Below are 25,069 nucleotides of genomic sequence, written 5' to 3'. Positions count from 1 at the left end.
GGTGCGCGAGCGCCGGGTCCTCCGAGAGCGCTTCGGATGCCGCCGCCAGGTGCTGCGCGACCCAGTCGGCGTTCTCCTTGCTCAGCGTCTTGAGCTCGGCCCGGGCCTCGCCGGCCAGCGAGTTGGGCTGGATGTGCGCCGGGATGACGGGATCGTCGTGCCGCGCGAACGTCTCGTGCGGGCGATCGGATGCCCCGTCCCGAGGTCCGCGCGAACGCGTGTCGGCATAGCCCGAGCCACCGCGATCGTCGCGTCGCCGGTCGCCGCCGGGACGGTCGCCGTACCCCCGGGAGTCGCGCCGCTCACCCGTCGGACGGTCGTCCCGACGCCGGTCGCCGTACCCGCCGCGGTCATCGCGACGCTCGCCGGCACCGCCACGGTTCCCGTACGGACGGTCACCCGTGCTCCGGTTCCGCTCGCCATACCCACCGCGGTCGTCGCGACGCTCGCCCGAGCCGGTGCGGTTCTCGTACGGACGGTCACCGGTGTTCCGGTTCCCGTAGGGACGGTCGCCGGTGTTCCGGTTCCGGTCGCCGTACCCGCCGCGGTCATCGCGACGCTCGCCAGAGCCGGTGCGGTTTCCGTACGGACGGTCACCCGTGCTCCGGTTCCCGTACGGACGGTCACCCGTGTTCCGGTTCCGGTCGCCGTACCCGCCGCGGTCATCGCGACGCTCGCCAGCACCGCCACGGTTCTCGTACGGACGGTCACCGGTGCTCCGGTTCCGGTCACCGTGCCCGCCGCGGTCGTCCCGACGCTCGCCAGAGCCGGTGCGGTTCTCGTACGGACGGTCGCCGGTGCTCCGATTCCCGTAGGGACGGTCACCCGTGCTCCGGTTCCCGTAGGGACGGTCACCCGTGCTCCGATTCCGGTCCCCGTACCCGCCGCGGTCATCGCGACGCTCACCCGAGCCGCCACGGTTCTCGTACGGACGGTCACCGGTGCTCCGATTCCGGTCGCCATACCCGCCGCGGTCATCGCGACGCTCACCCGAGCCGCCACGGTTCCCGTACGGACGGTCACCGGTGCTCCGATTCCGGTCGCCATACCCGCCGCGGTCGTCCCGACGCTCGCCAGAGCCGGTGCGGTTCTCGTACGGACGGTCACCGGTGTTCCGGTTCCCGTACGGACGGTCACCGGCACTCCGATTGCGGTCGCCGTACGGACGGTCGCCCCCACTCCGGTTCCGGTCGCCGTAGCCGCCGCGGTCATCGCGACGCTCACCCGAGCCGCCGCGGTTGCCGTATGGGCGATCCGCATTGCCGCGCTCGGCGTACCCACGGCTGCCCTGGCCCCGGTCATCGCGGTTGGACCCGCCGGCGCTCCGATAGCCACCCGACGCGTCGTTGCGCGGACGCGCGCCACCGTGACCCGCACCACCATCGCGCTGATCGCGGTCGCCCCGGTAGCCGCCCTGTCGCTCGTTCGGACGACCGGTCCCACGTCGGTCGGAATCCGCGCCGTAGCGGCGCACATGGCCACCGGTCGGGCGGTCGTCGCGGCGACGGTCGTTGTGCTGGCCGCGCTCGTCCGACTTCCCGCCCTGGTGTCGCTTCGGTTCGCCCGTGTGGCTGCTCGACCGCCCCTGGGATCGGCCCGCCCCCTCGTGGGAACTGCGCTTCGGTCGTTCGTCATCTGAATGGCCGCGGGTCGCTTCGCTCACGAGAGAGTCCTCACTTTGGGAGTCCGCCTCCGGACTCGACCGATCTGGGGGCCGCGATCGATGGCAGCCCGAAATGCGAAAGGGGGCCACCCGGAATCGGGTGGCCCCCTTTCGTGAAATGTGTTCGGCGGTGTCCTACTCTCCCACAGGGTCGCCCCTGCAGTACCATCGGCGCTGCGAGTCTTAGCTTCCGGGTTCGGAATGTGTCCGGGCGTTTCCCTCGCGCTATGGCCGCCGAAACTCTGTCACCACATCACCCCGATGTGTTGGGGGTGTGGTTGGTCTCGGTGTCCCCCAAACCCGAGCACCGTGGTGGTGGGGTGGGGGTGTGTCGTTATGTTGTTGTGTGTTCGCCTGTCGGGAACCACATGGTGGACGCGAGTCATCAGGGCCACGCACACGGCCTTTACTTGAATGAGTTCAAATCGTGTGTGTGTAGTGATAGTCAAGTTATCGGCTTATTAGTACCGGTCAGCTGCACGGGTCGTTAGTCCCCGCTTCCACATCCGGCCTATCAACCCAGTCGTCTACTGGGAGCCTCTCCCCCGAAGGGATGGAAATCTCATCTCGAGGCCGGCTTCCCGCTTAGATGCTTTCAGCGGTTATCCATCCCGAACGTAGCTAACCAGCGGTGCTCCTGGCGGAACAACTGGCACACCAGAGGTTCGTCCAACCCGGTCCTCTCGTACTAGGGTCAGATCCTCTCAAATTTCCTGCGCGCGCAGAGGATAGGGACCGAACTGTCTCACGACGTTCTAAACCCAGCTCGCGTACCGCTTTAATGGGCGAACAGCCCAACCCTTGGGACCTACTCCAGCCCCAGGATGCGACGAGCCGACATCGAGGTGCCAAACCATGCCGTCGATATGGACTCTTGGGCAAGATCAGCCTGTTATCCCCGAGGTACCTTTTATCCGTTGAGCGACAGCGCTTCCACAAGCCACTGCCGGATCACTAGTCCCGACTTTCGTCCCTGCTCGACCTGTCAGTCTCACAGTCAAGCTCCCTTGTGCACTTACACTCGCCACCTGATTGCCAACCAGGTTGAGGGAACCTTTGGGCGCCTCCGTTACTCTTTGGGAGGCAACCGCCCCAGTTAAACTACCCACCAGGCACTGTCCCTGAACCGGATCACGGTTCGAAGTTAGATATCCAGAGTGACCAGAGTGGTATTTCAACAATGACTCCACGAACACTGGCGTGCCCGCTTCAAAGTCTCCCACCTATCCTACACAAGCCACACCGAACACCAATACCAAGCTGTAGTAAAGGTCACGGGGTCTTTCCGTCCTTCTGCGCGTAACGAGCATCTTTACTCGTAATGCAATTTCGCCGAGTTCGCGGTTGAGACAGCTGGGAAGTCGTTACGCCATTCGTGCAGGTCGGAACTTACCCGACAAGGAATTTCGCTACCTTAGGATGGTTATAGTTACCACCGCCGTTTACTGGGGCTTAAATTCTCAGCTTCGCCTTGCGGCTAACCGGTCCTCTTAACCTTCCAGCACCGGGCAGGCGTCAGTCCGTATACATCGTCTTGCGACTTGGCACGGACCTGTGTTTTTAGTAAACAGTCGCTTCCCACTGGTCTCTGCGGCCCTGCAGCGCTTCCTGGAGCAAGTCCATTCACGCCTTAGGCCCCCCTTCTCCCGAAGTTACGGGGGCATTTTGCCGAGTTCCTTAACCACGATTCTCTCGATCTCCTTGGTATTCTCTACCTGACCACCTGAGTCGGTTTGGGGTACGGGCGGCTGGAACCTCGCGTCGATGCTTTTCTCGGCAGCATAGGATCACCCACTTTTCATCCGCATCGCGTCTCAGCCTGTATGAGTCGCGGATTTGCCTACGACTCGGCCTACACGCTTGCCCCGGGTCAACCATCGCCCGGGTTGGGCTACCTTCCTGCGTCACACCTGTTAATACGCTCACCGCACCAGACCGGTTCCCACGCTCCCCACCACGATGCACCCCGAAGGGCGCGGTGTGATGGTTCGGATGGTTAGCATTACTGGATTGGCGTGGGCGGTTCTTCGCCGGTACGGGAATATCAACCCGTTGTCCATCGACTACGCCTGTCGGCCTCGCCTTAGGTCCCGACTTACCCAGGGCAGATTAGCTTGACCCTGGAACCCTTGGTCTTCCGGAGGACGGGTTTCTCACCCGTCTTTCGCTACTCATGCCTGCATTCTCACTCGTGTGCCGTCCACGGCTGGTTTCCACCGCCGCTTCACCCGGCACACGACGCTCTCCTACCCATCCACACGACTGGACCACGAAGGCCTATCGAATATGCGAATGCCACGACTTCGGTGGCGTGCTTGAGCCCCGTTACATTGTCGGCGCGGAATCACTTGACCAGTGAGCTATTACGCACTCTTTCAAGGGTGGCTGCTTCTAAGCCAACCTCCTGGTTGTCTGTGCAACTCCACATCCTTTCCCACTTAGCACGCGCTTAGGGACCTTAGTCGGTGGTCTGGGTTGTTTCCCTCTCGACGATGAAGCTTATCCCCCACCGTCTCACTGCTGCGCTCTCACTTACCGGCATTCGGAGTTTGGCTGACGTCAGTAACCTGTTGGGGCCCATCGGCCATCCAGTAGCTCTACCTCCGGCAAGAAACACGCAACGCTGCACCTAAATGCATTTCGGAGAGAACCAGCTATCACGAAGTTTGATTGGCCTTTCACCCCTATCCACAGCTCATCCCCTCCATTTTCAACTGAAGTGGGTTCGGTCCTCCACGACGTCTTACCGTCGCTTCAACCTGGCCATGGATAGATCACTTCGCTTCGGGTCTAGGACCTGCGACTCAAAACGCCCTATTCAGACTCGCTTTCGCTACGGCTACCCCACACGGGTTAACCTCGCCACAGATCACTAACTCGCAGGCTCATTCTTCAAAAGGCACGCTGTCACCCCAACAAGGAGGCTCCAACGGTTTGTAAGCAAACGGTTTCAGGTACTATTTCACTCCCCTCCCGGGGTACTTTTCACCTTTCCCTCACGGTACTTGTCCGCTATCGGTCATCTGGGAGTATTTAGGCTTACCAGGTGGTCCTGGCAGATTCACACGGGATTTCTCGGGCCCCGTGCTACTTGGGATCCCTCTCCGGGCTGCGTGAAGTTTCGGCTACGGGACTCACACCCACTCCGGTCCGGCTTTCAATCCGGTTCGCCTACCACACGCACGTCACCGTGGCTGTTCGGCAGAACAGCCCGAAAGGTCCCACAACCCCGACCATGCAACCCCTGCCGGGTATCACACATGACCGGTTTGGCCTCTTCCGCTTTCGCTCGCCACTACTCACGGAATCACGGTTGTTTTCTCTTCCTGTGGGTACTGAGATGTTTCACTTCCCCACGTTCCCTCTACCCGCCCTATATATTCAGGCGGGAGTCACCAGGTCACCACGAAGGGCCTGGCGGGGTTTCCCCATTCGGAAATCCTCGGATCAAAGCTCGTTTATCAACTCCCCGAGGCTTATCGCAGATTACGACGTCCTTCTTCGGCTCCAGATGCCAAGGCATCCACCGTTTGCTCTTAAAAACTTGAAATCACATGAGTTTCAGAAACCACCACCCCGAAGGGCAGCGGTGACCAATGATCGTCAGAGCACCACCCGAAGGCGATGCCCAGAACAATCTTGTGAAACACACACCACCACCCCGAAAGACGATGATGCGAGTTTCTAAGATGCTCGCGTCCACTATGTAGTTCTCAACAGACGACCAGAACCCCCGACCCACCAGCACACAGCCGGCATCGCGAAGGCCTGAAGAAGTCCAGCCCCACACCCCCACAGGGGTGCGACGCCCGGTCCCTCAGGACCCAACAGCGTGCAACGTACCAACCTCCACGACCCGACCCGTTCCAACCCCCCGAAGAAGGCGTACTAGAACCAGACCACATCAGCCGGCACCTACGTTCAATGTTCCACCCATGAGCACCCAGCGAGAACGTTCGTCTCGATCTGAGCCTCCTGGAACCAGCAAGCTGGCCCAGTGCTCCTTAGAAAGGAGGTGATCCAGCCGCACCTTCCGGTACGGCTACCTTGTTACGACTTAGTCCTAATCACCGATCCCACCTTCGACGGCTCCCTCCAAAAGGTTGGGCCACCGGCTTCGGGTGTTACCGACTTTCATGACTTGACGGGCGGTGTGTACAAGGCCCGGGAACGTATTCACCGCAGCGTTGCTGATCTGCGATTACTAGCGACTCCGACTTCATGAGGTCGAGTTGCAGACCTCAATCCGAACTGAGACCGGCTTTTTGGGATTCGCTCCGCCTTACGGCATCGCAGCCCTTTGTACCGGCCATTGTAGCATGCGTGAAGCCCAAGACATAAGGGGCATGATGATTTGACGTCATCCCCACCTTCCTCCGAGTTGACCCCGGCAGTCTCACATGAGTCCCCACCATTACGTGCTGGCAACATGCGACGAGGGTTGCGCTCGTTGCGGGACTTAACCCAACATCTCACGACACGAGCTGACGACAACCATGCACCACCTGCACACCAGTGTCCAAAGAGTCCCCTGTTTCCAGGGTGTTCTGGTGCATGTCAAGCCTTGGTAAGGTTCTTCGCGTTGCATCGAATTAATCCGCATGCTCCGCCGCTTGTGCGGGCCCCCGTCAATTCCTTTGAGTTTTAGCCTTGCGGCCGTACTCCCCAGGCGGGGCGCTTAATGCGTTAGCTACGACACGGAAACCGTGGAAAGGTCCCCACATCTAGCGCCCAACGTTTACGGCGTGGACTACCAGGGTATCTAATCCTGTTCGCTCCCCACGCTTTCGCTCCTCAGCGTCAGTAAGTGCCCAGAGACCTGCCTTCGCCATCGGTGTTCCTCCTGATATCTGCGCATTCCACCGCTACACCAGGAATTCCAGTCTCCCCTACACCACTCAAGTCTGCCCGTACCCACTGCAGACCAGAGGTTGAGCCTCTGGCTTTCACAGCAGACGCGACAAACCGCCTACGAGCTCTTTACGCCCAATAATTCCGGACAACGCTCGGACCCTACGTATTACCGCGGCTGCTGGCACGTAGTTAGCCGGTCCTTTTTCTCCCAGTACCGTCACCCGAAGGCTTCTTCCTGGACAAAAGAGGTTTACAACCCGAAGGCCGTCATCCCCCACGCGGCGTTGCTGCATCAGGCTTCCGCCCATTGTGCAATATTCCCCACTGCTGCCTCCCGTAGGAGTCTGGGCCGTGTCTCAGTCCCAGTGTGGCCGGTCACCCTCTCAGGCCGGCTACCCGTCGACGCCTTGGTGAGCCATTACCTCACCAACAAGCTGATAGGCCGCGAGTCCATCCCAGACCGAAAAACTTTCCACCCCCCACCATGCGATGAGAAGTCATATCCGGTATTAGCTCCGATTTCTCGGGGTTATCCCAGAGTCCAGGGCAGGTTACTCACGTGTTACTCACCCGTTCGCCACTAATCCACCCAGCAAGCTGGGCTTCATCGTTCGACTTGCATGTGTTAAGCACGCCGCCAGCGTTCGTCCTGAGCCAGGATCAAACTCTCCAAAAAAAATGGTTCCAACCAACCCGAAGGCCGGTCAGGAGTTCAAATCACTGACAGAGAAACAACTGACTAAAAAATCAAATTGTCCATCAATCAAAGGAATCCCACCCACCCCGAAGGGCAGGCCAGGGTTCAAAAAATTGGCATTGAACATAGTGCACGCTGTTGAGTTCTCAAGAAACGGACGCACACGCTTCGACACCCTTTCAGATGTCTCAACTCGAGGCATTCGCTTGCCATCGAGCCGGCGCCTGGAATCCAGTCACCGACCGCTCGATGCTTCGAGCCCGATCAGGTTCGATCAGACTCGGGATCGTTTCCGCTTGAGGCCGGGAGCGCTTCTCGCTCTCTCGCACCTTTGGGGCAACGAATGAATACTTTACGTCGATCCCCGCAGTGGCGCAACTCGGCGCCGCATCCCGGGCGTGTCGCGACCGCGACCGCCGTCGATCAGCCCACGAACAGGCCGGCGAGGGTCTTCTTCCCACGGCGCAGGACGGACGTGCCACCCGGCAGCGAGCCGGTCACGACGGCCGAGTCATCCTCGACCCGCTCGCCATCGAGGCTGACGCCACCCTGCGCGATCGCGCGCCGGCCCTCGCCGAGGCTCGCGACGAGTCCGGTCGCGAGCAGCGCCTCGACCACCGTGGTGCCGGTCGCCACCGACGCGTTCGGGAGTTCCTCGAGCGCGCTGCGCAGGACCCCCTCGTCGAGGACCGCGAGGTCGCCCTTGCCGAACAACGCCTCGGATGCGGCGAGGACCGCGGCCGTGGCATCCTCGCCGTGGACCAGGGTGCTCACCTCGATCGCGAGTCGGCGCTGGGCCGCCCGTCGGAAGGGCTCGGCCTCGACCTGCGCGGCGAGCTCCTCGATCTCCGCCCTGGTGAGGAACGTGAACACCTTCAGCCGCTCGACCACGTCGGCGTCGTCCGTGTTGAGCCAGAACTGGTAGAAGCGGTACGGCGTGCACATCTCGGCGTCGAGCCAGATCGCATTGCCCTCGCTCTTGCCGAACTTGGTGCCGTCGGAGTTCGTGATGAGGGGCGTGCCGATGGCGTGCACGCTGCGGCCCTCGACCCGATGGATCAGGTCGGTCCCGCTCGTGAGATTGCCCCACTGGTCGCTGCCGCCGGTCTGCAGCACGCAGCCGTACTGGCGGAAGAGCTCGAGGTAGTCGAAGCCCTGCAGGATCTGGTAGCTGAACTCGGTGTAGCTGATGCCCGCATCGGAATTCAGGCGCGACGCGACCGCGTCCTTCTTGAGCATGGTGCCGACGCGGTAGTGCTTGCCGATGTCCCGGAGGAAGTCGATGGCCGACAGGTCGGCCGTCCAGTCGAGGTTGTTCACGAGGCGGACGGCGCTGTCCCCCTCCGCCGAGAGGAAACGCGAGACCTGGGACTGGAGGCGGCCGACCCACTCGGCGACCGTCTCCTTGGTGTTGAGCGTTCGCTCGGCGGTCGGCCGCGGGTCGCCGATGAGCCCGGTGGACCCGCCGACCAGGCCGAGCGGGCGGTGGCCGGCGAGCTGGAGCCGCCGCATCGTGAGCAGCTGCACGAGATTGCCCAGGTGCAGGCTCGGGGCCGTCGGGTCGAATCCGCAGTAGAAGGTGATCGGATCTCCGGCGAGGAGTGCCTGCAGTTCCTCCTCGTTCGTCGAGACGTGGACGAGCCCGCGCCAGCGCAGCTCCTCCCAGACGTCGGCGAATGCGGGGTCGTTCTGCTGCGAGGCGAGGATCACCGGGTCTGACACGCCTGCAAGGGTATCAGCGCGGACAGCCGACCCGACTTTCACCCTCAGCATTGATCAGCAATACATAAAGCTATAGCATTGACTCATCGAGATCTCACTCCAGGCATTGATGCCGGGCGGGACATGGGGGCACGAGCACGGAGGGGCGGGACATGTACGTCATCACCGCGGACCAGGTGGACAGCCGACGCGGACGCGACCTCGCCGCCGCGCTCATCGAGCGGATCGACGCCGCGCACGGGGCATCCCTGCTCCTGCCGCCCGACCAGACGGCGGGCGACGAGGTCCAGGTGCTCGTCGCGTCCGCCGGGACCGCGCTCGACGTCGTGCTCGAGGCGACGCGCGACGGCAACTGGAGCGTCGGCCTCGGCGTCGGAGGCATCCGCGCGCCCCTGCCCGACGCGGTGCGCAAGGCGACCGGGCCGGCCTTCATCGCCGCGCGCGAGGCCGTCGAGGCGGCCAAGCGCGCCGAGGGCCGGATCGCCGTGCGCACCGGAGCGCCGGATCCCGACGCGCGCACTGCCGCCGAACACGTCGACGCCCTCCTGCGCCTCCTCGTGCTGCTCCGGGCGCGGCGGAGCGACGCCGGCTGGGAGGTCGCGGACCAGGTCGCCGCAGGACGCCCGCAGAAGGACGTCGCAGCCGACCTCGGCGTCAGCGCGGCTGCCGTCAGCGCCCGGCTGAAGTCGGCGGCCTGGCGTGCCGACGAGGCCGCGCGGCCGGCACTCGCGCACCTCCTCGACGAACTCGACCGCCGGTCCGACGGCGACGAGGACTGAGCCCGCGAGGCTCCCGCGCTCGTCCGACCCCGTCGCTACACTGCACGGAGGAGCCGGCCCCGCGGCCCCTTCGTGGGAGGAACGGCAGTGGACATCACCGGCTCCGAGGCCCTGATCGGCTGGTTCGTGCTCACGCCGTGCATCGCGATCGCCGCGGTGTTCTCGGTGCTCGCGTTCTTCCTGCGGCCGGCGGTGTTCCTCTGGCTCGCGATCATCGGCCTCGCACTCGCGCTCCTCGCGTCCTCGCTCCTCTACGAGGTGGACCCGAGCGGATACGGGCCCGTCGTCGCGGTGCTCGCGATCGTCACCGCGGCGTTCGGCGGCGGGCCGGCGGCATCCTGGACCCTCGGCGCCGCGATGGGCGGCACCGCGACCCCCGGCCAGCACGGCGGGATCATCGTCACCGACCGGTGGCGACCCGGCACCGAGCGACCCGTCACCGAGGCGCGCCGCGAGGTGCTGCGCGGCGGGCAGACCATCGGCCTCCTCGAGCGGATCGCGACCGCCGGCGTCATCCTCGCGGGGTTCCCCGAGGGGCTCGCGATCGTCATCGCCGTCAAGGGCGTCGGCCGCTTCACCGAACTCGAGAGCGCCGAGACGCGCGAACGGTTCATCATCGGCACGCTCGCGAGCCTGATCTGGGCGTGCAGCGCGGCCCTCGTCGGCTGGCTCGCGATCCGCTGACCCGCTCGCGATCCGCTGACCCGGCTCAGTCCTCGGAGCGCGCGTGCCGCCGGTACGCGGAGACCCCGGGATCGCCGGGGACGACGAACCGCCACGGGAACGCTCCCCCGCCGCCGGGTCCGCTCACGCCCGTGCGGGGACCCGCCGCACCGACCGGCGCGGGCTGCGCCACTCGCAGCGAGAACGGCGCTGCGAGCAGGTCGGCCCCGGTCGCCGCGAGCGGCACGCCGAGCGCGGTCGACATCCGCGCCGGCCCTCGGGCCAGGTCGCGATCGGATGCCCCCGGCCGGCGCATCCTCGCGAGCTCGAGTCCCTCGACCACCGTGCCGCCGCGCAGCAGCACCGCCGACGCGGCGCCCGGCACTCCGGTCACCACGTTCAGGCAGACGTGCATGCCGTAGGTGAAATACGCGTACAGGTGCCCGCCCTCGCCGAACATCGGCGCGTTGCGGACGGTCCGACCGCGGAACGCATGCGATCCCGGATCCTCGCCGACGCCCCGATACGCCTCGACCTCGGCGAGCCGGACCGACACGCGCCCCTCCGCCGTCTCGTGCGACAGCACGGCGCCGAGGAGGAGCGGTGCGACGTCGACTGCGTCCCGTGCGAACCAGTCCCGCGTCGGCACGACGTGGGCGGAGGTCATCGACGTGCTCAGCGGTCGCCGGCCGGCAGCCCGCCCACGAGGTGGCGCACGCGGTCCGCGAGCGCGGCGAACTGATCGGCGACCCGCACGGGCGACGTGCCGCCGATGCCGTCCCGGCTGGCGACCGATCCCTCGACCGTCAGCACCTCGCGCACCGAGGGCTCGAGCCTCGGGTCGATCGCCGCGAGCGCCGCATCGTCGACCTGATCGAGCTCGAGCCCGTTCACCTCGGCGTACCGGACGAGCGCGCCCGTGATCTCGTGGGCGTCGCGGAAGGGCACGTGCCGCTTCACGAGCCACTCCGCGACGTCGGTCGCGAGCGAGTACCCGGCGGGCGCGAGCGCCGCCATGCGCTCGGTGTGGAACGTGAGCGTCGCGATCATGCCCGAGAACGCGGGGAGCAGGACCTCGAGCGTCTCGACCGAGTCGAAGACGGGCTCCTTGTCCTCCTGGAGGTCGCGGTTGTACGCGAGCGGCAGGCCCTTCAGCGTCGTGAGCAGGCCCGAGAGGTTGCCGACGAGGCGCCCGGACTTGCCGCGCGCGAGCTCCGCGATGTCGGGGTTCTTCTTCTGCGGCATGATCGACGATCCGGTCGAGTAGCCGTCGTGCAGGGTCACGAACCCGAACTCGCGCGTGTTCCAGAGGATGACGTCCTCGGCGAGCCGCGACAGGTCGATCCCGATCATCGCGGCCACGAACGCGAACTCCGCGACGACGTCGCGGCTCGCGGTGCCGTCGAGCGAGTTCTGGGCGGGCGCGGCGAAGCCGAGGTCGGCTGCGACCGAGGTTGCGTCGAGGCCGAGCGTCGAGCCGGCGAGCGCACCGCCGCCGTAGGGCGAGACATCCGCTCGCTTCGTCCAGTCGACGAGCCGCTCGAGGTCGCGGCTCAGCGCCCAGCCGTAGGCCAGCAGGTGATGCGCGAGGAGCACGGGCTGGGCGTGCTGCAGGTGGGTGCGACCCGGCATGATCGCCGCGGGGTGCGCCTGCGCCTGCGCGACCAGGGCGTCGACGAGGTGCACGAGCTGCCGCCCGATCACCGCGGCGTGGTCCTTCAGGTACAGGCGCACGAGCGTCGCGATCTGGTCGTTGCGGCTCCGGCCCGCCCGGAGCTTGCCGCCGAGCTCGGGGCCGACCTCCGCGATCAGCGCCGTCTCGAGTGCACCGTGCACGTCCTCGTCGGACTCCGCCGCGACGAGCTCGCCCGACTCGATCCGCGCCTCGAGCGCATCGAGGCCCGCGAGCATCCCGCTGAGCTCGTCGTCGGCGAGGTAGCCGGCCGCGGCGAGCGCGCGGGCGTGCGCGCGCGAGCCCGCGAGGTCGTACCGCGCGAGCTGCCAGTCGAAGTGCGTCGACTTCGACAGGCGTGCGAGCTCGGGCGAGGGTCCGCTCGCGAAGCGCGCGCCCCAGAGCGCGCCCTCGTTGGTGCCGTGGGCGTCGGTCATCAGGCGTCCTTCCGTTCGAGCAGCCAGGCCAGCAGCGCCTTCTGGGCGTGGAGGCGGTTCTCGGCCTCGTCCCAGATGACGGACTGCGGGCCGTCGATCACCTCCGCGGCCACCTCCACGCCGCGGTAGGCGGGCAGGCAGTGCAGGAAGATCGCATCGGATGCCGCGTGCGACATGAGCGCCGCGTCGACGATGAATCCGGCGTAGCGTGCGAGACGCTCGGCCTTCTCGTCCTCCTGCCCCATCGACACGAAGGTGTCGGTGACGACGACGTCGGCCCCCGCGACCGCGGCGACCGGGTCGTCCGTCACGGTCACCGAACCGCCGGTCCCGGCCGCGATCCGCTCGGCGTCCGCCACGACGTCGGCGCGCGGCGCCGAGGCCGCGGGTGCGCCGATCCGCACGTGCATGCCCGCGGTGGCGCCCGCGAGCAGGTAGGAGTGGCCCATGTTGCTCGCGCCGTCGCCGATGAAGGCGACCGAGCGTCCGGCGAGGTCGCCCTTGTGCTCGCGGATCGTCTGGAGGTCGGCGAGCAGCTGGCAGGGGTGGAAGTCGTCGGAGAGCGCGTTGACGACCGGAACGGTCGTCCCCTCGGCCATCTCCTCGAGCCCGGACTGGGCGTAGGTCCGCCAGACGATCGCCGCGACCATCCGCTCGAGCACGCGCGCGGTGTCGGCGATCGACTCCTTGCCGCCGAGCTGGCTCTCGTTCGACGAGATCACGAGCGGCACGCCGCCGAGGTCGGCGATGCCGACCGCGAACGAGACCCGCGTGCGGGTCGACGTCTTGTCGAACACGACCGCGACGGTCTGCGGGCCGTCGAGCGGCCGCGCCGCGAAGCGGTCGGTCTTCAGCCGGGCGGCGAGGTCCAGCACCTCGGCCTGCTCGGCCGGGCTCAGGTCGTCGTCACGGAGGAAATGACGGGTCATGGTGCTCCTTCGTCGGTGCGCCGCTCAGGCGGCGGCTGCGTCCAGCGCCGCGGCGAACCGGACGGCGAATTCGTCGATCTCGGCGTCGCCGATGATGAGGGGCGGCGCGAGCCGGATGCTCCGGTCGTTCGCCGCGTTCACGATGAGGCCGGCGTCGAGCGCAGCGTGCGACACGCGCTCCGCGACCGGGTCGGCGAGCGCGACGCCGAGCAGGAGGCCCCGCCCGCGGACGCCCGTGACGAGCGGCGACCCGAGCCCGAGGATGCGCTCGCGCAACTGGATGCCCCGCCGGGCGGCGTTCTCCACGAGTCCGGCACGCTCGATCTCCCCGAGGACCGCGTTCGCGGTCGCGGTCGCGAGCGGGTTGCCGCCGAACGTCGACCCGTGCATGCCCTTCTGGAACAGCTCGGACGCGTGCCCGAAGGTCACGAGCCCGCCGATCGGGAAGCCGCCGCCGATGCCCTTCGCGACCGTGATCGCATCCGGCTCGATGCCCGCGTGCTGGAAGCCGAACCACTCGCCGGTCCGGCCCGCGCCGGTCTGGATCTCGTCCACGATGAGCAGCGCCCCGTGCCGATGGGTCAGGTCGCGCGCGGCGCGGAGGAATCCGTCCGGCAGTTCGACGACACCGGCCTCGCCCTGGATCGGCTCGAGGACGAGGGCGGCGACGGACTCGTCGACCGCGGCCTCGAGTGCCTCGAGCGTGGCCGGGATGTGGTGGACGCCGCCGGGCATCGGCTCGAACGGCTGGCGCATGTGCGGCTTGCCGGTGAGCGCCATCGACCCCATCGTCCGACCGTGGAACGCGTCGACCAGTGCGAGGATCCGCGTCCGCGCACCACCCGAGTGGTTGAGCCGGGCGAGCTTGAAGGCCGCCTCGTTCGCCTCGGCACCCGAGTTGCCGAACCAGGTGCGGCCGTGCTCGCCCGCACCGGCGAGGCGCACGAGCCGCTCGGCGAGTTCGAGCACCGGTTCGGTCGTGAAGTAGTTCGACACGTGCGCGAGCTTCGCGGCCTGCCTCGAGACCGCGTCGACGAACACCGGGTGCGCGTGGCCGAGCGAGTTGACCGCGACGCCCGCGAGGAAGTCGAGGTACTCGCGCCCGTCGACGTCCCACACCCACGCGCCGCGACCGTGATCGAGCTCGCGCAGCGGCATCCCGATCGACTTCATGATCCGCCGGCCGAACCGGTCCTGCCAGTCGGTCATGCCGACACCTCCTCGGGCTCGCCTGCACCCGCGCTCGCGAGCACCACCTCGGTCCCGATGCCCTGCTGGGTGAACACCTCGAGCAGGATCGAATGCGGGACACGGCCGTCGATGATGGCCGCCTTCGCGACGCCGCCCTCGACTGCCTCGAGGCACGCGGTCATCTTCGGGATCATGCCGGACTCGAGGCCCGGCAGGAGTGCGCGCAGCTCGGTCGAGTCGATGCCCGACACGAGCGAGTCGCGGTTCGGCCAGTCGCGGTAGAGGCCTGCGACATCGGTCAGGATGACGAGCTTCGCGGCGCCGAGGGCGACCGCGAGCGCCGCTGCGGCGCTGTCCGCGTTCACGTTCAGCGGCTGGCCGGGCTGGTCGACGTCGGGCGCGATCGACGACACCACCGGGATGATGCCCGCGTCCAGGTGCGCCTGCACGGCCGCCGGATCGACCGCGATGACGTCGCCGACCAGGCCGAGGTCGATCTCCTCGCCGTCGACGACCGCGCCGCGGCGGCGCCCCGTGAACAGGCCGGCGTCCTCGCCGCTCAGGCCGCTCGCGAGCGGGCCGTGCTCGTTGATCAGGCTCACCAGCTCGCGGTTGACCTGACCGGTGAGGACCATCCGCACGACGTCCATCGCCTCGGGCGTGGTCACCCGGTACCCGCCGCGGAACTCGCTCGCGATGCCGAGCCGCTCGAGCATCGACGAGATCTGGGGGCCGCCGCCGTGCACGACGACGGGCTTGATGCCCGCGTAGCGGAGGTAGACCACGTCCTCGGCGAACGCGCGCTGGAGCTCGGGGCTCACCATCGCATTGCCGCCGAACTTGACGACGATGGTCTCGCCGTGGAACCGCTTCAGCCACGGCAGCGACTCGATGAGCGTCGCCGCCTTCTCGGCTGCGCCTGCGCGGGCGGCGGTGGGGTGGAGGTCGGTCTCGTCGGTCATCTCAGCTCGCGTACGCACTGTTCTCGTGCACGTAGTCGTGGGTCAGGTCGTTCGTGCGGATCGTCGCGGTCGCCTCGCCGGCGTGCAGCTCGATCAGCACGTGCGTGGCGCGCGGGGTGAGGTCGACGTCGTCGCGCGGGCGGTCGGGGCCGCCCGCGTGGCAGACCCGCACGCCGTTCATGCTCACGTCGACGAGGTACGGATCGAACGGGGCATCCGTCGTGCCGATCGCGGCGAGGACCCGGCCCCAGTTCGGGTCGTTGCCGAACACGGCCGCCTTGAACAGGTTGTTCCGCGCGACCGCGCGGCCGACCTCGACGGCGTCGTCCTCGGTCTCCGCGCCGCGGACCTCGATCGCGATGTCGTGGCTCGCGCCCTCGGCGTCGGCCTGGAGCTGCAGCGCGAGCTCGCCGCACGCCTCGGTCAGGGCGTCGGTGAAGGATGCCTCGTCCGGCACGAGCCCGGACGCGCCGCTCGCGAGCAGGCTGACCTGGTCGTTCGTCGACATGCAGCCGTCCGAGTCCAGCCGGTCGAACGTGACGCGCGTCGCGGCGCGGAGCGCCCGGTCGAGCACGTCGGCGGGCAGGTCGGCATCGGTCGTGAGCACGACCAGCATGGTCGCCAGGCCCGGCGCGAGCATCCCCGCACCCTTCGCCATGCCGCCGATCGACCACCCCTCCCGCGCGACGACCACGGTCTTCGGGTGCGTGTCGGTCGTCATGATCGCGCGCGCCGCATCCTCTCCGCCGACCGCGGTGAGCCGGTTCACGGCCGACAGCACGCCCTCCTCGAGCACCTCGCCGTCGAGCTGCTCGCCGATCAGGCCGGTCGAGCACACGAACACGTCGCCGGCGGCGACCTCGAGCGCTGCGGCCGCAGCCTCGGCCGTGCGGTGCGTGACCTGGAAGCCCTGCTGCCCGGTGAAGCAGTTCGCGCCGCCCGAGTTGAGCACGATCGCGGAGACGACGCCGTCGGAGGCGACCTGCTGGGACCACAGGATCGGGTTCGCCTTCGCCCGGTTCGACGTGAACACGGCCGCCGCGGCCTGCGACGGACCCCGGTTCACGACGACCGCGAGGTCGAGCGCACCGGTGCGCTTGATGCCGGCGGCGATGCCCGCCGCCTCGAAACCCGCAGGCGCGGTGACGGTCACGGGGCGACTCCGTTCACGGGAAGGCCGGTCGACTCGGTCAGGCCGAGCGCGATGTTGGCGGACTGGATGGAGGCACCGGCGGTGCCCTTCACGAGGTTGTCGACGGCCGTCACGACGACGACGCGACCCGCGGCCTCGTCGACCGCGAGGCCCATGAGGGCCGTGTTCGCGCCCACGACGTCGGCCGTGCGCGGGAACTGGCCTTCGGGCAGGAACTGCACGAACCGCTCCCCCGCGTACGCGTCCTCCCACGCGGCGCGGACGGTCGCGGCATCCGTGCCCGGCACGATGCGCGCCGTCGACGTCGCGAGGATGCCGCGCGACATCGGCACGAGGAGCGGCGTGAACGAGATCGTCGGCGAAGCCGCGCCCGCCCACCGCAGCGCCTGCTGGATCTCCGGGATGTGCCGGTGCACGCCGCCGACCGAGTACGCACTCGACGAGCCGAGGATCTCGGAGGCCAGCAGGTGCGCCTTCAGGCTCTTGCCGGCACCCGACGGGCCGACCGCGAGGACGCTCACGAGGTCGGACGGCTCGATGACGCCGGCGCGGATGCCCGGCGCGAGCGAGAGCGCGACGGTCGACGCGTTGCACCCGGGCGCCGCGATCCGGCGAGTCCGGGCGAGCCGGTCGCGCTGCGTGCCGCTCAGGCGCGGCAGCTCCGGCACGCCGTAGGTCCACGCCGCGTGGTGCTCGCCGCCGTAGAACGCCGCCCAGTCGCCGGCCGACTCGAGTCGGTGATCGGCGCCGCAGTCGATGACGAGAGTGTCGTCGGGCAGCTCGGCCGCGATCGCGCCCGACGCCCCGTGCGGCAGTGCGAGGAAGACGATGTCGTGCCCCGCGAGCGTCTCGGCCGACGTCTCCTTCAGGGTCAGGTGCGTGTAGGTGCGGAGGTGCGGCTGGACGGAGATGAGCGGCTGGCCGGCGTTCGCGTGCGCGGTGACCGTGCGCACCTCGAACTCGGGGTGATCGGCGATCAGTCGAAGGAGCTCTCCCCGGCATAGCCGGACGCGCCGGAGACGGCGACGGAGTAGGTCATGGAACCACCTTATGGTCTGTGCGGAAGGGGATCGAAGCCGGCGACCCCCGCACAGGACGGCGGTTCACGCCGTCGCGGAAGTCGCCTCGATTCGGCGCACGCCACGGCGTCGACGCGCGGGCACGAGCCGCGACGCGAAGAGCCGGATGGTGGACATGCTGCGACCCTAGCGCCCGGATCGCGCGCAGCGCAAAACGCTCACCCCCGCGCCAGCACCCAGGCGCGGTCGACGAGCGATTCGAGGGCGCCGAGGTCGATCGTCGAGAGCCGCCCGACGTACAGGCATCCGGCGCCCGCCCGGACCTTGCCGAGCGAGCCGACGAGGTCGTCCCCCTCGATGCCGCCGGGCAGTTGGAGGCCGTACAGCGAGACGGCGGCCTTGCGCGGCGAGAAGCCGACGACCATCCAGTCGCCCTCGCGGCCCGAGGCGTACCGGTAGTGCTGCAGCCCGTAACCCACGATCGAGGGCCCCCACATCACGGCATCGGTGCCGGTCACGCGGTCGAACAGCTCGCGGAGCACGAAGCCGTCCTCGCGACGGCCCACGGGCTCGACGCCGTCGAGGAACCCGGACACGGACTCGGACGTCGGCTTCGTCTTCAGTTCGGCCATGCCTCAGGGTACGTCGCCCACCCTGTGCCCGGAAGGGGCGTGAAGATGCCGGATGGGCGCGCGCCGGTGACGGCGCGCGCCCATCCGAAGCTTCGGGCGCGGGCGCACGTGGTGCGCCCGCGACCCGTCACTCGCGGATCGCCGCCCCGAACCGCGCGGCGGCGAGCGCCGAACCCGCGAGCTTGGCCTCGCTCGCTTCGGCGGCGGTGAGCGTCCGGTCGGATGCGCGGAACCGCAGCGCGAACGTCAGGCTCTTCGAGCCCGCGCCCACGCCCGAACCGCGGTAGTCGTCGACGATCGCGACGTGCTCGAGCAGCTCGCCCGCGCCCTCGCGGACCGCGGCGGCCACCTCGCCGGCGGGCGTGCCCTCGGCGACGACGAGCGAGAGGTCCTGCGTCGCGGCGGGGAACGTGCCGATCGGCGTCGCCTCGACACCCGGCTGCGCGAGCGCGATCACGCGATCGAGATCGAGCTCGGCGACCGCCACGACGCGGGGCAGGTCGGAATCCTCCGCGAGGGTCGGGTGCAGCTCGCCGGCGTACCCGACGACCTCGCCCGCGACCCGCAGCTCGGCCGTCCGTCCCGGGTGGAGCGCGTGGTGGCGGCCCTGGACGACCTCGAGCTCGGCACCCGCGGCGAGCGCGAGCACGCGGACCCCGTCGAGCACGTCCGCGATCCCGGTGGCACGCGGCGCGTGGCCGGGCTGCTTCGCGACCTGGTCGCCGAGCCGGAGCAGGGCGACGTGACGGGGCTGCGGCGGGATGCCGTCGTCGAGGGCCTCGAGCGTCGCGGGCTCGGGGCGGGCTGCGCCCGGAGGCAGTTCGGCTGCGCCGTAGGCGCGTCCGGACTCGGGCGTGAACACCGTGCCGATCTCGAACACGTCCAGGTCGGTGAGTCCGCGGGACAGGTTGCGCCGCGCGACGCCGATCAGGCCGGGCAGCAGCGATCGGCGCAGGAACGGCGTCGACGCGTCGAGCGCGTTCGCGAGCTTCACGGATGCCACGGGCGAGCCGTCGACGCTGCCGTAGGTCGCGTTCTCCTCGGCCGTGACGAACGGGAACGCGAGCACCTCGGTCGAGCCGGCGGCGGCGAGCGCGTCGGCGACGCGCCGGCGGATCCGCTGCGACCGCGTGAGTCCGCGTCCGGGCGGGGCGACGGGAAGGATCGACGGGATCCGGTGGTAGCCGACCAGTCGGGCGACCTCCTCGGCCAGGTCCGCCTTGCCGGTGAGGTCGGGGCGCCACGTCGGCGGGACGACCGCCAGGCCGCCGTCGACCTCCGTCACGTCGGCGCCGATCTCGGCGAGCGCGCCCCGGATCTCCTCCGCCGTGTAGTCGACCCCGGTCAGGCCCGACACGAAGCCGTCGGGAAGCCGGATCGCGTCCCGCGCGGGCGTCTCCTGGATGAGGGACCCGGTCGCGTCGGCCGTGCCGCCCGCGAGGTCCTCCATGAGCTGGGCCACGCGAGTGACCGCGGCGGCGGCGATGTCGGGGTCGACGCCGCGCTCGTAGCGCTTGGCCGCCTCGCTCGGGAGCTTGTGCCGACGGACCGTCCGCGCGACGGACACCGGGTCCCAGTTCGCGGCCTCGACGAGCACGTTCCGGGTCTGCTCGCCCATCTCGGTGTCGGCGCCGCCCATGACGCCGCCGAGCCCGATCGGGCCGCGGTCGTCGGTGACGACGAGGTCCTCCGGGTGGAGCTCGCGCTCCTTGCCGTCGAGCGTCGTGAGGGTCTCGCCCGCCTCCGCCCGGCGCACCACGAGGCCGCCGCGCACGAGGTCGAGGTCGTAGCCGTGGATCGGCTGGCCGAACTCGAGCATCACGTAGTTGGTGATGTCGACCAGGAGCGATACCGAACGGATGCCCGCGAGCTTCAGGCGCGCGACCATCCACGGCGGCGACGGCCGGGTCGGGTCGACGTCGCGCACGATGCGCGTCGCGAACACCGCCGATCCGACTCGGCCGCGGATCGGCGCCTCGTCGCGGATCTCGACGGGGAACGCCTCGCCCGAGGCATCCGCCGGCGACGACTGGAGCACCGGGTCGCGGAACCGCGCGCCCGTCGCGTGGGCGTACTCGCGCGCCACGCCGCGGATCGAGAACGCGTAGCCGCGGTCCGGCGTGACGTTGATCTCGACGGCCGCGTCGTTCAGGCCGAGCAGCGCGATCGCGTCGGCGCCCACCGGCGCGTCCACGCCGATCGTCGAGAGGCGGAGGATGCCGTCATGGTCCTCACCGAGGCCGAGCTCGCGCGCCGAGGCGATCATGCCGTCGGACACGTGCCCGTAGGTCTTGCGGGCGGCGATCGGGAACGGGCCCGGCAGCACGGCGCCGGGCAGGGTCACGACGACCTTGTCGCCGACGAGGAAGTTCCGGGCGCCGCAGACGATGCCGTGCACGGCGTCGCCGCCGTCGGCGGCCTGCTCGCCGTCGGGTGCGACCCGCACCCGGCACCAGCGGATGGTCTTGCCGTTGGACTGCGGCTCCTCGACGAACTCGAGGACCTCGCCCACGACGATCGGGCCCGAGAGCTCGAACGTGTGGACGTCCTCCTCCTCGAGGCCGACCTTCACGAGGGCGGCGTGCACGTCCTCCGGGGTCGTGCCCGGGACGAGCTCGACGTATTCGGCGAGCCAGCTGAGCGGTACGCGCATGTTCCTAGACCACCATTCCGAACTGCTGGGAGAAGCGGATGTCCCCGTCGGCCATGTCGCGCATGTCCTTGACGTCGTTGCGGAGCATGAGCCCGCGCTCGATGCCCATGCCGAAGGCGAAGCCCGTGTAGACCTCGGGGTCGATGCCCGCGGAGCGGAGCACGTTCGGGTGCACCATGCCGCAGCCGCCCCACTCGATCCAGCGCGCGCCGCCCTTGAAGGTCGGGTGCCAGAAGTCGAGCTCGGCGCTCGGCTCGGTGAACGGGAAGTAGCTCGGGCGGAGGCGGATCTGCGCCTCGTCGCCGAAGATCGACTTCACGAAGTGGTCGAGCGTGCCCTTGAGGTGCGCCATCGTCAGGCCCTTGTCGACGGCGAGGCCCTCGAACTGCATGAAGACGGGCAGGTGCGTCGCGTCGAACTCGTCGGTGCGGTAGACGCGGCCGGGTGCGAGCACGTAGATCGGCACCTCGCGCTCGAGCATCGAGCGGATCTGCACCGGGCTCGTGTGCGTGCGCAGCACGAGGTGCGACTCGGGCGGGTCGACGAAGAACGTGTCCTGCATGGCGCGCGCGGGGTGGTCGGGGTCGAAGTTCAGCGCGTCGAAGTTGTACCACTCGCTCTCGACCTCGGGACCCTCCGCGATCTCCCAGCCCATGCCGGTGAAGACATCGCAGACGCGGTCCTGGAGCAGGGTGAGCGGATGCCTCGCCCCGGCGCGGTAGCGCGCGGGCAGGGCCGTGACGTCGACCGCCTCGGCCTCGAGCCTCGCGGCGGCCTCGGCCGCGACGATCGCGTCCTCGCGCGCGGCGAACGCCTGGTTCACGCGGCCGCGGGCGGCGCCGACGAGCTTGCCGAACGCGGCCTTCTGCTCGTTCGGGACGTCGCGCAGCAGTGCGTTGAGCTTCGCGAGGGTCGACTTCTCCCCCGTGTGCTCGCTGCGGACCTGCTTCAGCGCGGCGGAGTCGCCCGCGGCGTCGATCGCGGCGAGCGCCGCCTCGACGGCCGCGTCGACCGCGGACTCGGTGATCTCGGTGGGATCGGGAGTGGGCTCTGGCACGAGGAACGAGTCTACCGGCGTGGGCGCGCGGGATCCGACTGCGTATCCGCCTCGCCGAACGGGGGTTCAGGAGCGCTGGGCGAACGCGCTCTCGTAGAGGCAGACGGACGCCGCGGTCGCGAGGTTCATCGACTCCGCGTGGCCGTAGATCGGGACCGTCACCGCGCGATCCGCGAGCGCGAACTGCTCGTCCGTGAGGCCCCGCGCCTCGTTGCCGAAGAGCCAGGCCGTCGGCTGGGCGAGCAGCCCCTCGGTGCGGACCGCGAGGAGGTCCTCGCCCTTGACGTCGGCGGCGAGCACCGTGAGCCCGGCCTCGCGCGCGCGGGTCAGCACGTCCTCGAGGTCGGCGTCGACCGCGACGGGCAGGTGGAAGATCGAGCCCGTCGAGGAGCGCACGACCTTCGGGTTGTAGAGGTCGACGGCCCGCCCCGAGAAGATCACGGCATCGGCGCCGGCCGCGTCGGCCGCGCGGACGATCGTGCCGGCGTTGCCCGGGTCGCGAACCTCCTCGAGGATCGCGACGAGCTTCGGCTTCGCCGCGAACACGTCCTTCAGCGCGGTCGGGAACTGGCGGCAGACCGAGACGAACCCCTGCGGGGTGACCGTGTCGGCCATGGCCTCGAGCACCTGCTCGGTGACGAACTCGAGCTCGACCTCGGCGTTCTGGACGGCCTGCGCGATCTCCGGATGCCGCTCCAGCGCGGTCGGCGTCGCGAACAGCTCGATGACGAGTTCGGGGCGGAACCGGAGCGCCTCCGACACGGCCTGCGGCCCCTCGAGGAGGAAGAGCGCGCTCTCGGCGCGGGCGGGCTTCTTCGCGAGCTTCGCGACCGCGCGGACGCGAGGCGAGCGGGGGTTCTCGAGCATGCAGCAAGTCTAGGAGGCGAGGATGTCCCGGCCCGGGCATCCCGAGGCCGTCGCGCCCGCGTCACCGCGACGCGAACGCTCCGCCGGACACGACGAAGGCCCCGCCGCCTCCGAGGAGGTGACGGGGCCTTCGATGCCGAAACGGACTACGCCGCGGTCTTCGGGGCCGAGGTGTCGGCCGGAAGCGCCTTCTTGGCGGTCTCGACGAGCGCCGCGAAGGTCGCCGACTCGTTCACGGCGAGCTCGGCGAGGATGCGACGGTCGACCTCGATGCCGGCCAGGTTCAGGCCCTGGATGAGGCGGTTGTACGTGAGGCCGTTCGCACGGGCCGCAGCGTTGATGCGCTGGATCCAGAGGCGACGGAAGTCGCCCTTGCGCTTGCGACGGTCGTTGTACGAGTAGACGAGGGAGTGGGTGACCTGCTCCTTCGCCTTGCGGTAGAGGCGCGACCGCTGACCGCGGTAGCCCTCGGCGCGCTCGAGAATGACCCGACGCTTCTTGTGGGCGTTGACCGCCCTCTTCACTCTTGCCATGACTCTGTTTCTTCCTTACGGGTCTGGCCGCTCAGCGGCCGAGGAGCTTCTTGACGACCTTGGCGTCGGGCGCCGACAGGACCTTGTCCGCGTTGAGGCGACGGGTCCGCACCGAGGACTTGCCCTCGAGGTTGTGGCGCATGCCGGCCTGCTGCTTCTTGAGCTTGCCGGTACCGGTGATCTTGAAGCGCTTCTTGGACCCGGAGTGGGTCTTCTGCTTCGGCATCTCGTGTATCTCCTTGGATCTGCCGCCACGGATGGCGGACGGGGTTTCGGGCGGCGCCCCGCGAGGGTGCGCCCTACTGCGCCTCGGACTCGGCCGGGACATCCGTCTCGGGCCGGGTCCTCGCCGCAGCACGCTGTGCATTCGCCTCGGCCTTGGCCTCGGACTTGTTCTTCAGAGGAGCGATGACCATGACCATGTTGCGGCCGTCGATCGTGGGGTTGTGCTCGACGTTGCCGAACTCCGCCACGTCCTCGGCGAAGCGCTGCAGGAGACGGACGCCCATCTCGGGACGCGACTGCTCGCGACCCCGGAAGAGGATCATCGCCTTCACCTTGTCGCCGGCCTTCAGGAAGCCGACGGCGCGCTTCAACTTGGTCTCGTAGTCGTGCTTGTCGATCTTGAGGCGGAAGCGAACCTCCTTGAGGATGGTGTTCGCCTGGTTGCGCCGGGCTTCCTTCGCCTTCTGCGCAGCCTCGTACTTGTACTTGCCGTAGTCCATGATCTTGACGACCGGCGGACGCGAGTTCGGCGCGACTTCGACGAGGTCGAGGTCTGCCTCCTGCGCGAGGCGCAAGGCCACCTCGATCTTCACGACGCCGACCTGCTCTCCGCCAGGCCCCACGAGGCGGACCTCGGGGACGCGGATACGGTCGTTGGTACGCGGATCGCTGATGCGTGTACTCCTCTGCTCAAGCTTCTTCACTCGATGGGAGACCGGATGCCGCCCATCGTTCCGAGAGCGAAGATCCACGCACGCTGCACGGAATCACACCGTGCGGTCCTGCGGCCCCCTGTCTACTCCACGGCCGTTGCGGCCGATGAAGCGGAGGGCGTTCAACCCGGTAACCTTGATGAAGCGGTCAACGCGGGTGGGAGAATCTCCACTTTCGCGCCGGGGACGAGCCCCGGACCGCGTAAGTCTATCAGAGGATGTCAGTGAGCAGGAATTCGGTCGAGCCCATCATCGACGAGCACGGGGAGGAGCACGTCGGCGACGCCCCGGGCGACCACCACGCGGACCAGGAGCGCGCGGTCGCCGATGCGACCCGCGACATCGCCGAGGTCGCCGCCGTCGAGGTCATCACGACCGCGGCGGTGCACCTCATGAGCGCGGCCGCCGTGAAGGTCGGCCTCGCCGACGACCCGGAGACGCAGACCGACCTCGACGAGGCCCGCAAGCTGATCAACGCCCTCGCCGGGCTGATCACCGCCGGCGCGCCCGAGATCAGCGACATGCACGCCCGCTCGCTCCGCGACGGACTGCGGTCCCTCCAGCTCGCCTTCCGCGAGGCATCGGTCATCCCCGACGCGATCGGGCAGGGCCCCGGCGAGAAGTGGACCGGACCGGTCACCTGACCGG

At 68.5% G+C, this 25,069-nt stretch carries 18 protein-coding genes, 3 rRNA genes and 1 pseudogene; 4 read left to right on the top strand and 18 right to left on the bottom strand.

From position 1 onward, the window contains the following. Positions 1–49 precede the first annotated feature (49 nt). On the top strand, positions 50–1,639 hold the full coding sequence (locus ACDF64_RS12585; RefSeq protein ID WP_394551697.1) for a hypothetical protein: 1,590 nt from the start codon (positions 50–52) through the stop codon (positions 1,637–1,639). A gap of 146 nt (positions 1,640–1,785) precedes the next feature. Here the strand turns inward: ACDF64_RS12585 and rrf are convergent. The 4 genes from rrf to tyrS all read right to left on the bottom strand — a co-directional run bounded on the left by rrf (position 1,786) and on the right by tyrS (position 8,936). Then, positions 1,786–1,902: ribosomal RNA gene (gene rrf / locus ACDF64_RS12580) — 5S ribosomal RNA — on the bottom strand. Positions 1,903–2,104: 202 nt separating this feature from the next. Next, positions 2,105–5,213, bottom strand: a 23S ribosomal RNA gene (locus ACDF64_RS12575). 458 nt (positions 5,214–5,671) lie between these two features. Continuing rightward, positions 5,672–7,193: ribosomal RNA gene (locus ACDF64_RS12570) — 16S ribosomal RNA — on the bottom strand. Together the 16S, 23S and 5S rRNA genes form the textbook arrangement of a ribosomal RNA operon. A 444-nt stretch (positions 7,194–7,637) precedes the next feature. Next, positions 7,638–8,936 (bottom strand): tyrosine--tRNA ligase, encoded by a 1,299-nt coding sequence (gene tyrS / locus ACDF64_RS12565; protein ID WP_394551696.1) that lies wholly within the window; start codon positions 8,934–8,936, stop codon positions 7,638–7,640. Between the two features lie 152 nt (positions 8,937–9,088). Here tyrS and ACDF64_RS12560 point away from each other — a divergent pair, with 152 nt between their 5' ends. Together ACDF64_RS12560 and ACDF64_RS12555 are read left to right on the top strand one after the other, a co-directional pair. Further along, positions 9,089–9,715, top strand: coding sequence for a DNA-binding protein (locus tag ACDF64_RS12560; protein ID WP_394551695.1), 627 nt, complete (start codon positions 9,089–9,091; stop codon positions 9,713–9,715). Between the two features lie 87 nt (positions 9,716–9,802). After that, positions 9,803–10,399, top strand: coding sequence for a hypothetical protein (locus ACDF64_RS12555; RefSeq protein ID WP_394551694.1), 597 nt, complete (start codon positions 9,803–9,805; stop codon positions 10,397–10,399). Between the two features lie 25 nt (positions 10,400–10,424). On the opposite strand, the gene ACDF64_RS12550 is transcribed toward ACDF64_RS12555, so the two are convergent. The 14 genes and pseudogenes from ACDF64_RS12550 to infC form a co-directional block, all read right to left on the bottom strand. Next, on the bottom strand, positions 10,425–11,045 hold the full coding sequence (locus ACDF64_RS12550; protein WP_394551693.1) for a DNA-3-methyladenine glycosylase: 621 nt from the start codon (positions 11,043–11,045) through the stop codon (positions 10,425–10,427). Positions 11,046–11,053: 8 nt separating this feature from the next. Beyond that, on the bottom strand, positions 11,054–12,487 hold the full coding sequence (gene argH, locus ACDF64_RS12545) for an argininosuccinate lyase (RefSeq protein WP_394551692.1): 1,434 nt from the start codon (positions 12,485–12,487) through the stop codon (positions 11,054–11,056). Beyond that, on the bottom strand, positions 12,487–13,416 hold the full coding sequence (gene argF / locus ACDF64_RS12540; RefSeq protein WP_394551691.1) for an ornithine carbamoyltransferase: 930 nt from the start codon (positions 13,414–13,416) through the stop codon (positions 12,487–12,489). The genes argH and argF overlap by 1 nt, the downstream gene beginning before the upstream one ends. A gap of 24 nt (positions 13,417–13,440) precedes the next feature. After that, positions 13,441–14,625, bottom strand: coding sequence for an acetylornithine transaminase (locus tag ACDF64_RS12535; protein ID WP_394551690.1), 1,185 nt, complete (start codon positions 14,623–14,625; stop codon positions 13,441–13,443). After that, positions 14,622–15,569, bottom strand: coding sequence for an acetylglutamate kinase (gene argB / locus ACDF64_RS12530; RefSeq protein WP_394551689.1), 948 nt, complete (start codon positions 15,567–15,569; stop codon positions 14,622–14,624). Before argB ends, ACDF64_RS12535 begins: the two co-directional genes overlap by 4 nt. A 1-nt stretch (position 15,570) precedes the next feature. Beyond that, positions 15,571–16,722, bottom strand: a complete 1,152-nt coding sequence (gene argJ / locus ACDF64_RS12525; RefSeq protein ID WP_394551688.1) for a bifunctional glutamate N-acetyltransferase/amino-acid acetyltransferase ArgJ — start codon at positions 16,720–16,722, stop codon at positions 15,571–15,573. Continuing rightward, positions 16,719–17,761 (bottom strand): annotated as a pseudogene (argC, locus tag ACDF64_RS12520) (N-acetyl-gamma-glutamyl-phosphate reductase). The gene argJ and the pseudogene argC overlap by 4 nt, the downstream one beginning before the upstream one ends. A gap of 198 nt (positions 17,762–17,959) precedes the next feature. After that, the gene (locus ACDF64_RS12515; protein WP_394551687.1) at positions 17,960–18,373 is read right to left on the bottom strand and encodes a DUF1801 domain-containing protein; all 414 of its coding nucleotides are present in this window, start codon (positions 18,371–18,373) and stop codon (positions 17,960–17,962) included. Positions 18,374–18,500: 127 nt separating this feature from the next. Beyond that, a complete protein-coding gene (gene pheT / locus ACDF64_RS12510; RefSeq protein ID WP_394551686.1) occupies positions 18,501–21,026 on the bottom strand; it encodes a phenylalanine--tRNA ligase subunit beta in 2,526 nt (841 codons plus the stop codon). Between the two features lie 4 nt (positions 21,027–21,030). Further along, entirely contained in the window at positions 21,031–22,083 is a 1,053-nt protein-coding gene (pheS, locus tag ACDF64_RS12505) for a phenylalanine--tRNA ligase subunit alpha (RefSeq protein ID WP_394551685.1), read from the bottom strand. A gap of 66 nt (positions 22,084–22,149) precedes the next feature. After that, positions 22,150–22,950, bottom strand: coding sequence for a TrmH family RNA methyltransferase (locus tag ACDF64_RS12500; RefSeq protein WP_394551684.1), 801 nt, complete (start codon positions 22,948–22,950; stop codon positions 22,150–22,152). A gap of 146 nt (positions 22,951–23,096) precedes the next feature. Then, entirely contained in the window at positions 23,097–23,483 is a 387-nt protein-coding gene (gene rplT, locus ACDF64_RS12495; RefSeq protein ID WP_394551683.1) for a 50S ribosomal protein L20, read from the bottom strand. A 31-nt stretch (positions 23,484–23,514) separates the two neighbouring features. Beyond that, positions 23,515–23,709, bottom strand: coding sequence for a 50S ribosomal protein L35 (gene rpmI / locus ACDF64_RS12490; protein ID WP_394551681.1), 195 nt, complete (start codon positions 23,707–23,709; stop codon positions 23,515–23,517). A 73-nt stretch (positions 23,710–23,782) separates the two neighbouring features. Then, positions 23,783–24,412 (bottom strand): translation initiation factor IF-3, encoded by a 630-nt coding sequence (infC, locus tag ACDF64_RS12485; protein WP_394551680.1) that lies wholly within the window; start codon positions 24,410–24,412, stop codon positions 23,783–23,785. Between the two features lie 227 nt (positions 24,413–24,639). On the opposite strand from infC, the gene ACDF64_RS12480 reads away from it, so the two are divergent. After that, complete coding sequence (locus tag ACDF64_RS12480) at positions 24,640–25,065, top strand: DUF1844 domain-containing protein (RefSeq protein WP_394551679.1); 426 nt, start codon at positions 24,640–24,642, stop codon at positions 25,063–25,065. Positions 25,066–25,069 lie beyond the last annotated feature (4 nt).

The sequence above is a fragment of the Agromyces sp. MMS24-JH15 genome (genome assembly GCF_043518605.1).
Classification (GTDB): Bacteria; Actinomycetota; Actinomycetes; order Actinomycetales; family Microbacteriaceae; genus Agromyces.
Note: the sequence above shows the minus strand (reverse complement) of the source record. Positions and strands in the feature narration are given on the sequence as shown.

Excerpts from the sequence above, each read along its gene's own strand:
- ACDF64_RS12560 (WP_394551695.1), top strand. The coding sequence starts at position 9,089 with ATGTACGTCATCACCGCGGACCAGGTGGACAGCCGACGCGGACGCGAC.
- ACDF64_RS12550 (WP_394551693.1), bottom strand. The coding sequence starts at position 11,045 with ATGACCTCCGCCCACGTCGTGCCGACGCGGGACTGGTTCGCACGGGAC.
- argH (WP_394551692.1), bottom strand. The coding sequence starts at position 12,487 with ATGACCGACGCCCACGGCACCAACGAGGGCGCGCTCTGGGGCGCGCGC.
- argF (WP_394551691.1), bottom strand. The coding sequence starts at position 13,416 with ATGACCCGTCATTTCCTCCGTGACGACGACCTGAGCCCGGCCGAGCAG.
- ACDF64_RS12535 (WP_394551690.1), bottom strand. The coding sequence starts at position 14,625 with ATGACCGACTGGCAGGACCGGTTCGGCCGGCGGATCATGAAGTCGATC.
- argB (WP_394551689.1), bottom strand. The coding sequence starts at position 15,569 with ATGACCGACGAGACCGACCTCCACCCCACCGCCGCCCGCGCAGGCGCA.
- ACDF64_RS12515 (WP_394551687.1), bottom strand. The coding sequence starts at position 18,373 with ATGGCCGAACTGAAGACGAAGCCGACGTCCGAGTCCGTGTCCGGGTTC.
- pheT (WP_394551686.1), bottom strand. The coding sequence starts at position 21,026 with ATGCGCGTACCGCTCAGCTGGCTCGCCGAATACGTCGAGCTCGTCCCG.
- ACDF64_RS12500 (WP_394551684.1), bottom strand. The coding sequence starts at position 22,950 with ATGCTCGAGAACCCCCGCTCGCCTCGCGTCCGCGCGGTCGCGAAGCTC.
- rplT (WP_394551683.1), bottom strand. The coding sequence starts at position 23,483 with ATGGCAAGAGTGAAGAGGGCGGTCAACGCCCACAAGAAGCGTCGGGTC.
- rpmI (WP_394551681.1), bottom strand. The coding sequence starts at position 23,709 with ATGCCGAAGCAGAAGACCCACTCCGGGTCCAAGAAGCGCTTCAAGATC.
- ACDF64_RS12480 (WP_394551679.1), top strand. The coding sequence starts at position 24,640 with ATGTCAGTGAGCAGGAATTCGGTCGAGCCCATCATCGACGAGCACGGG.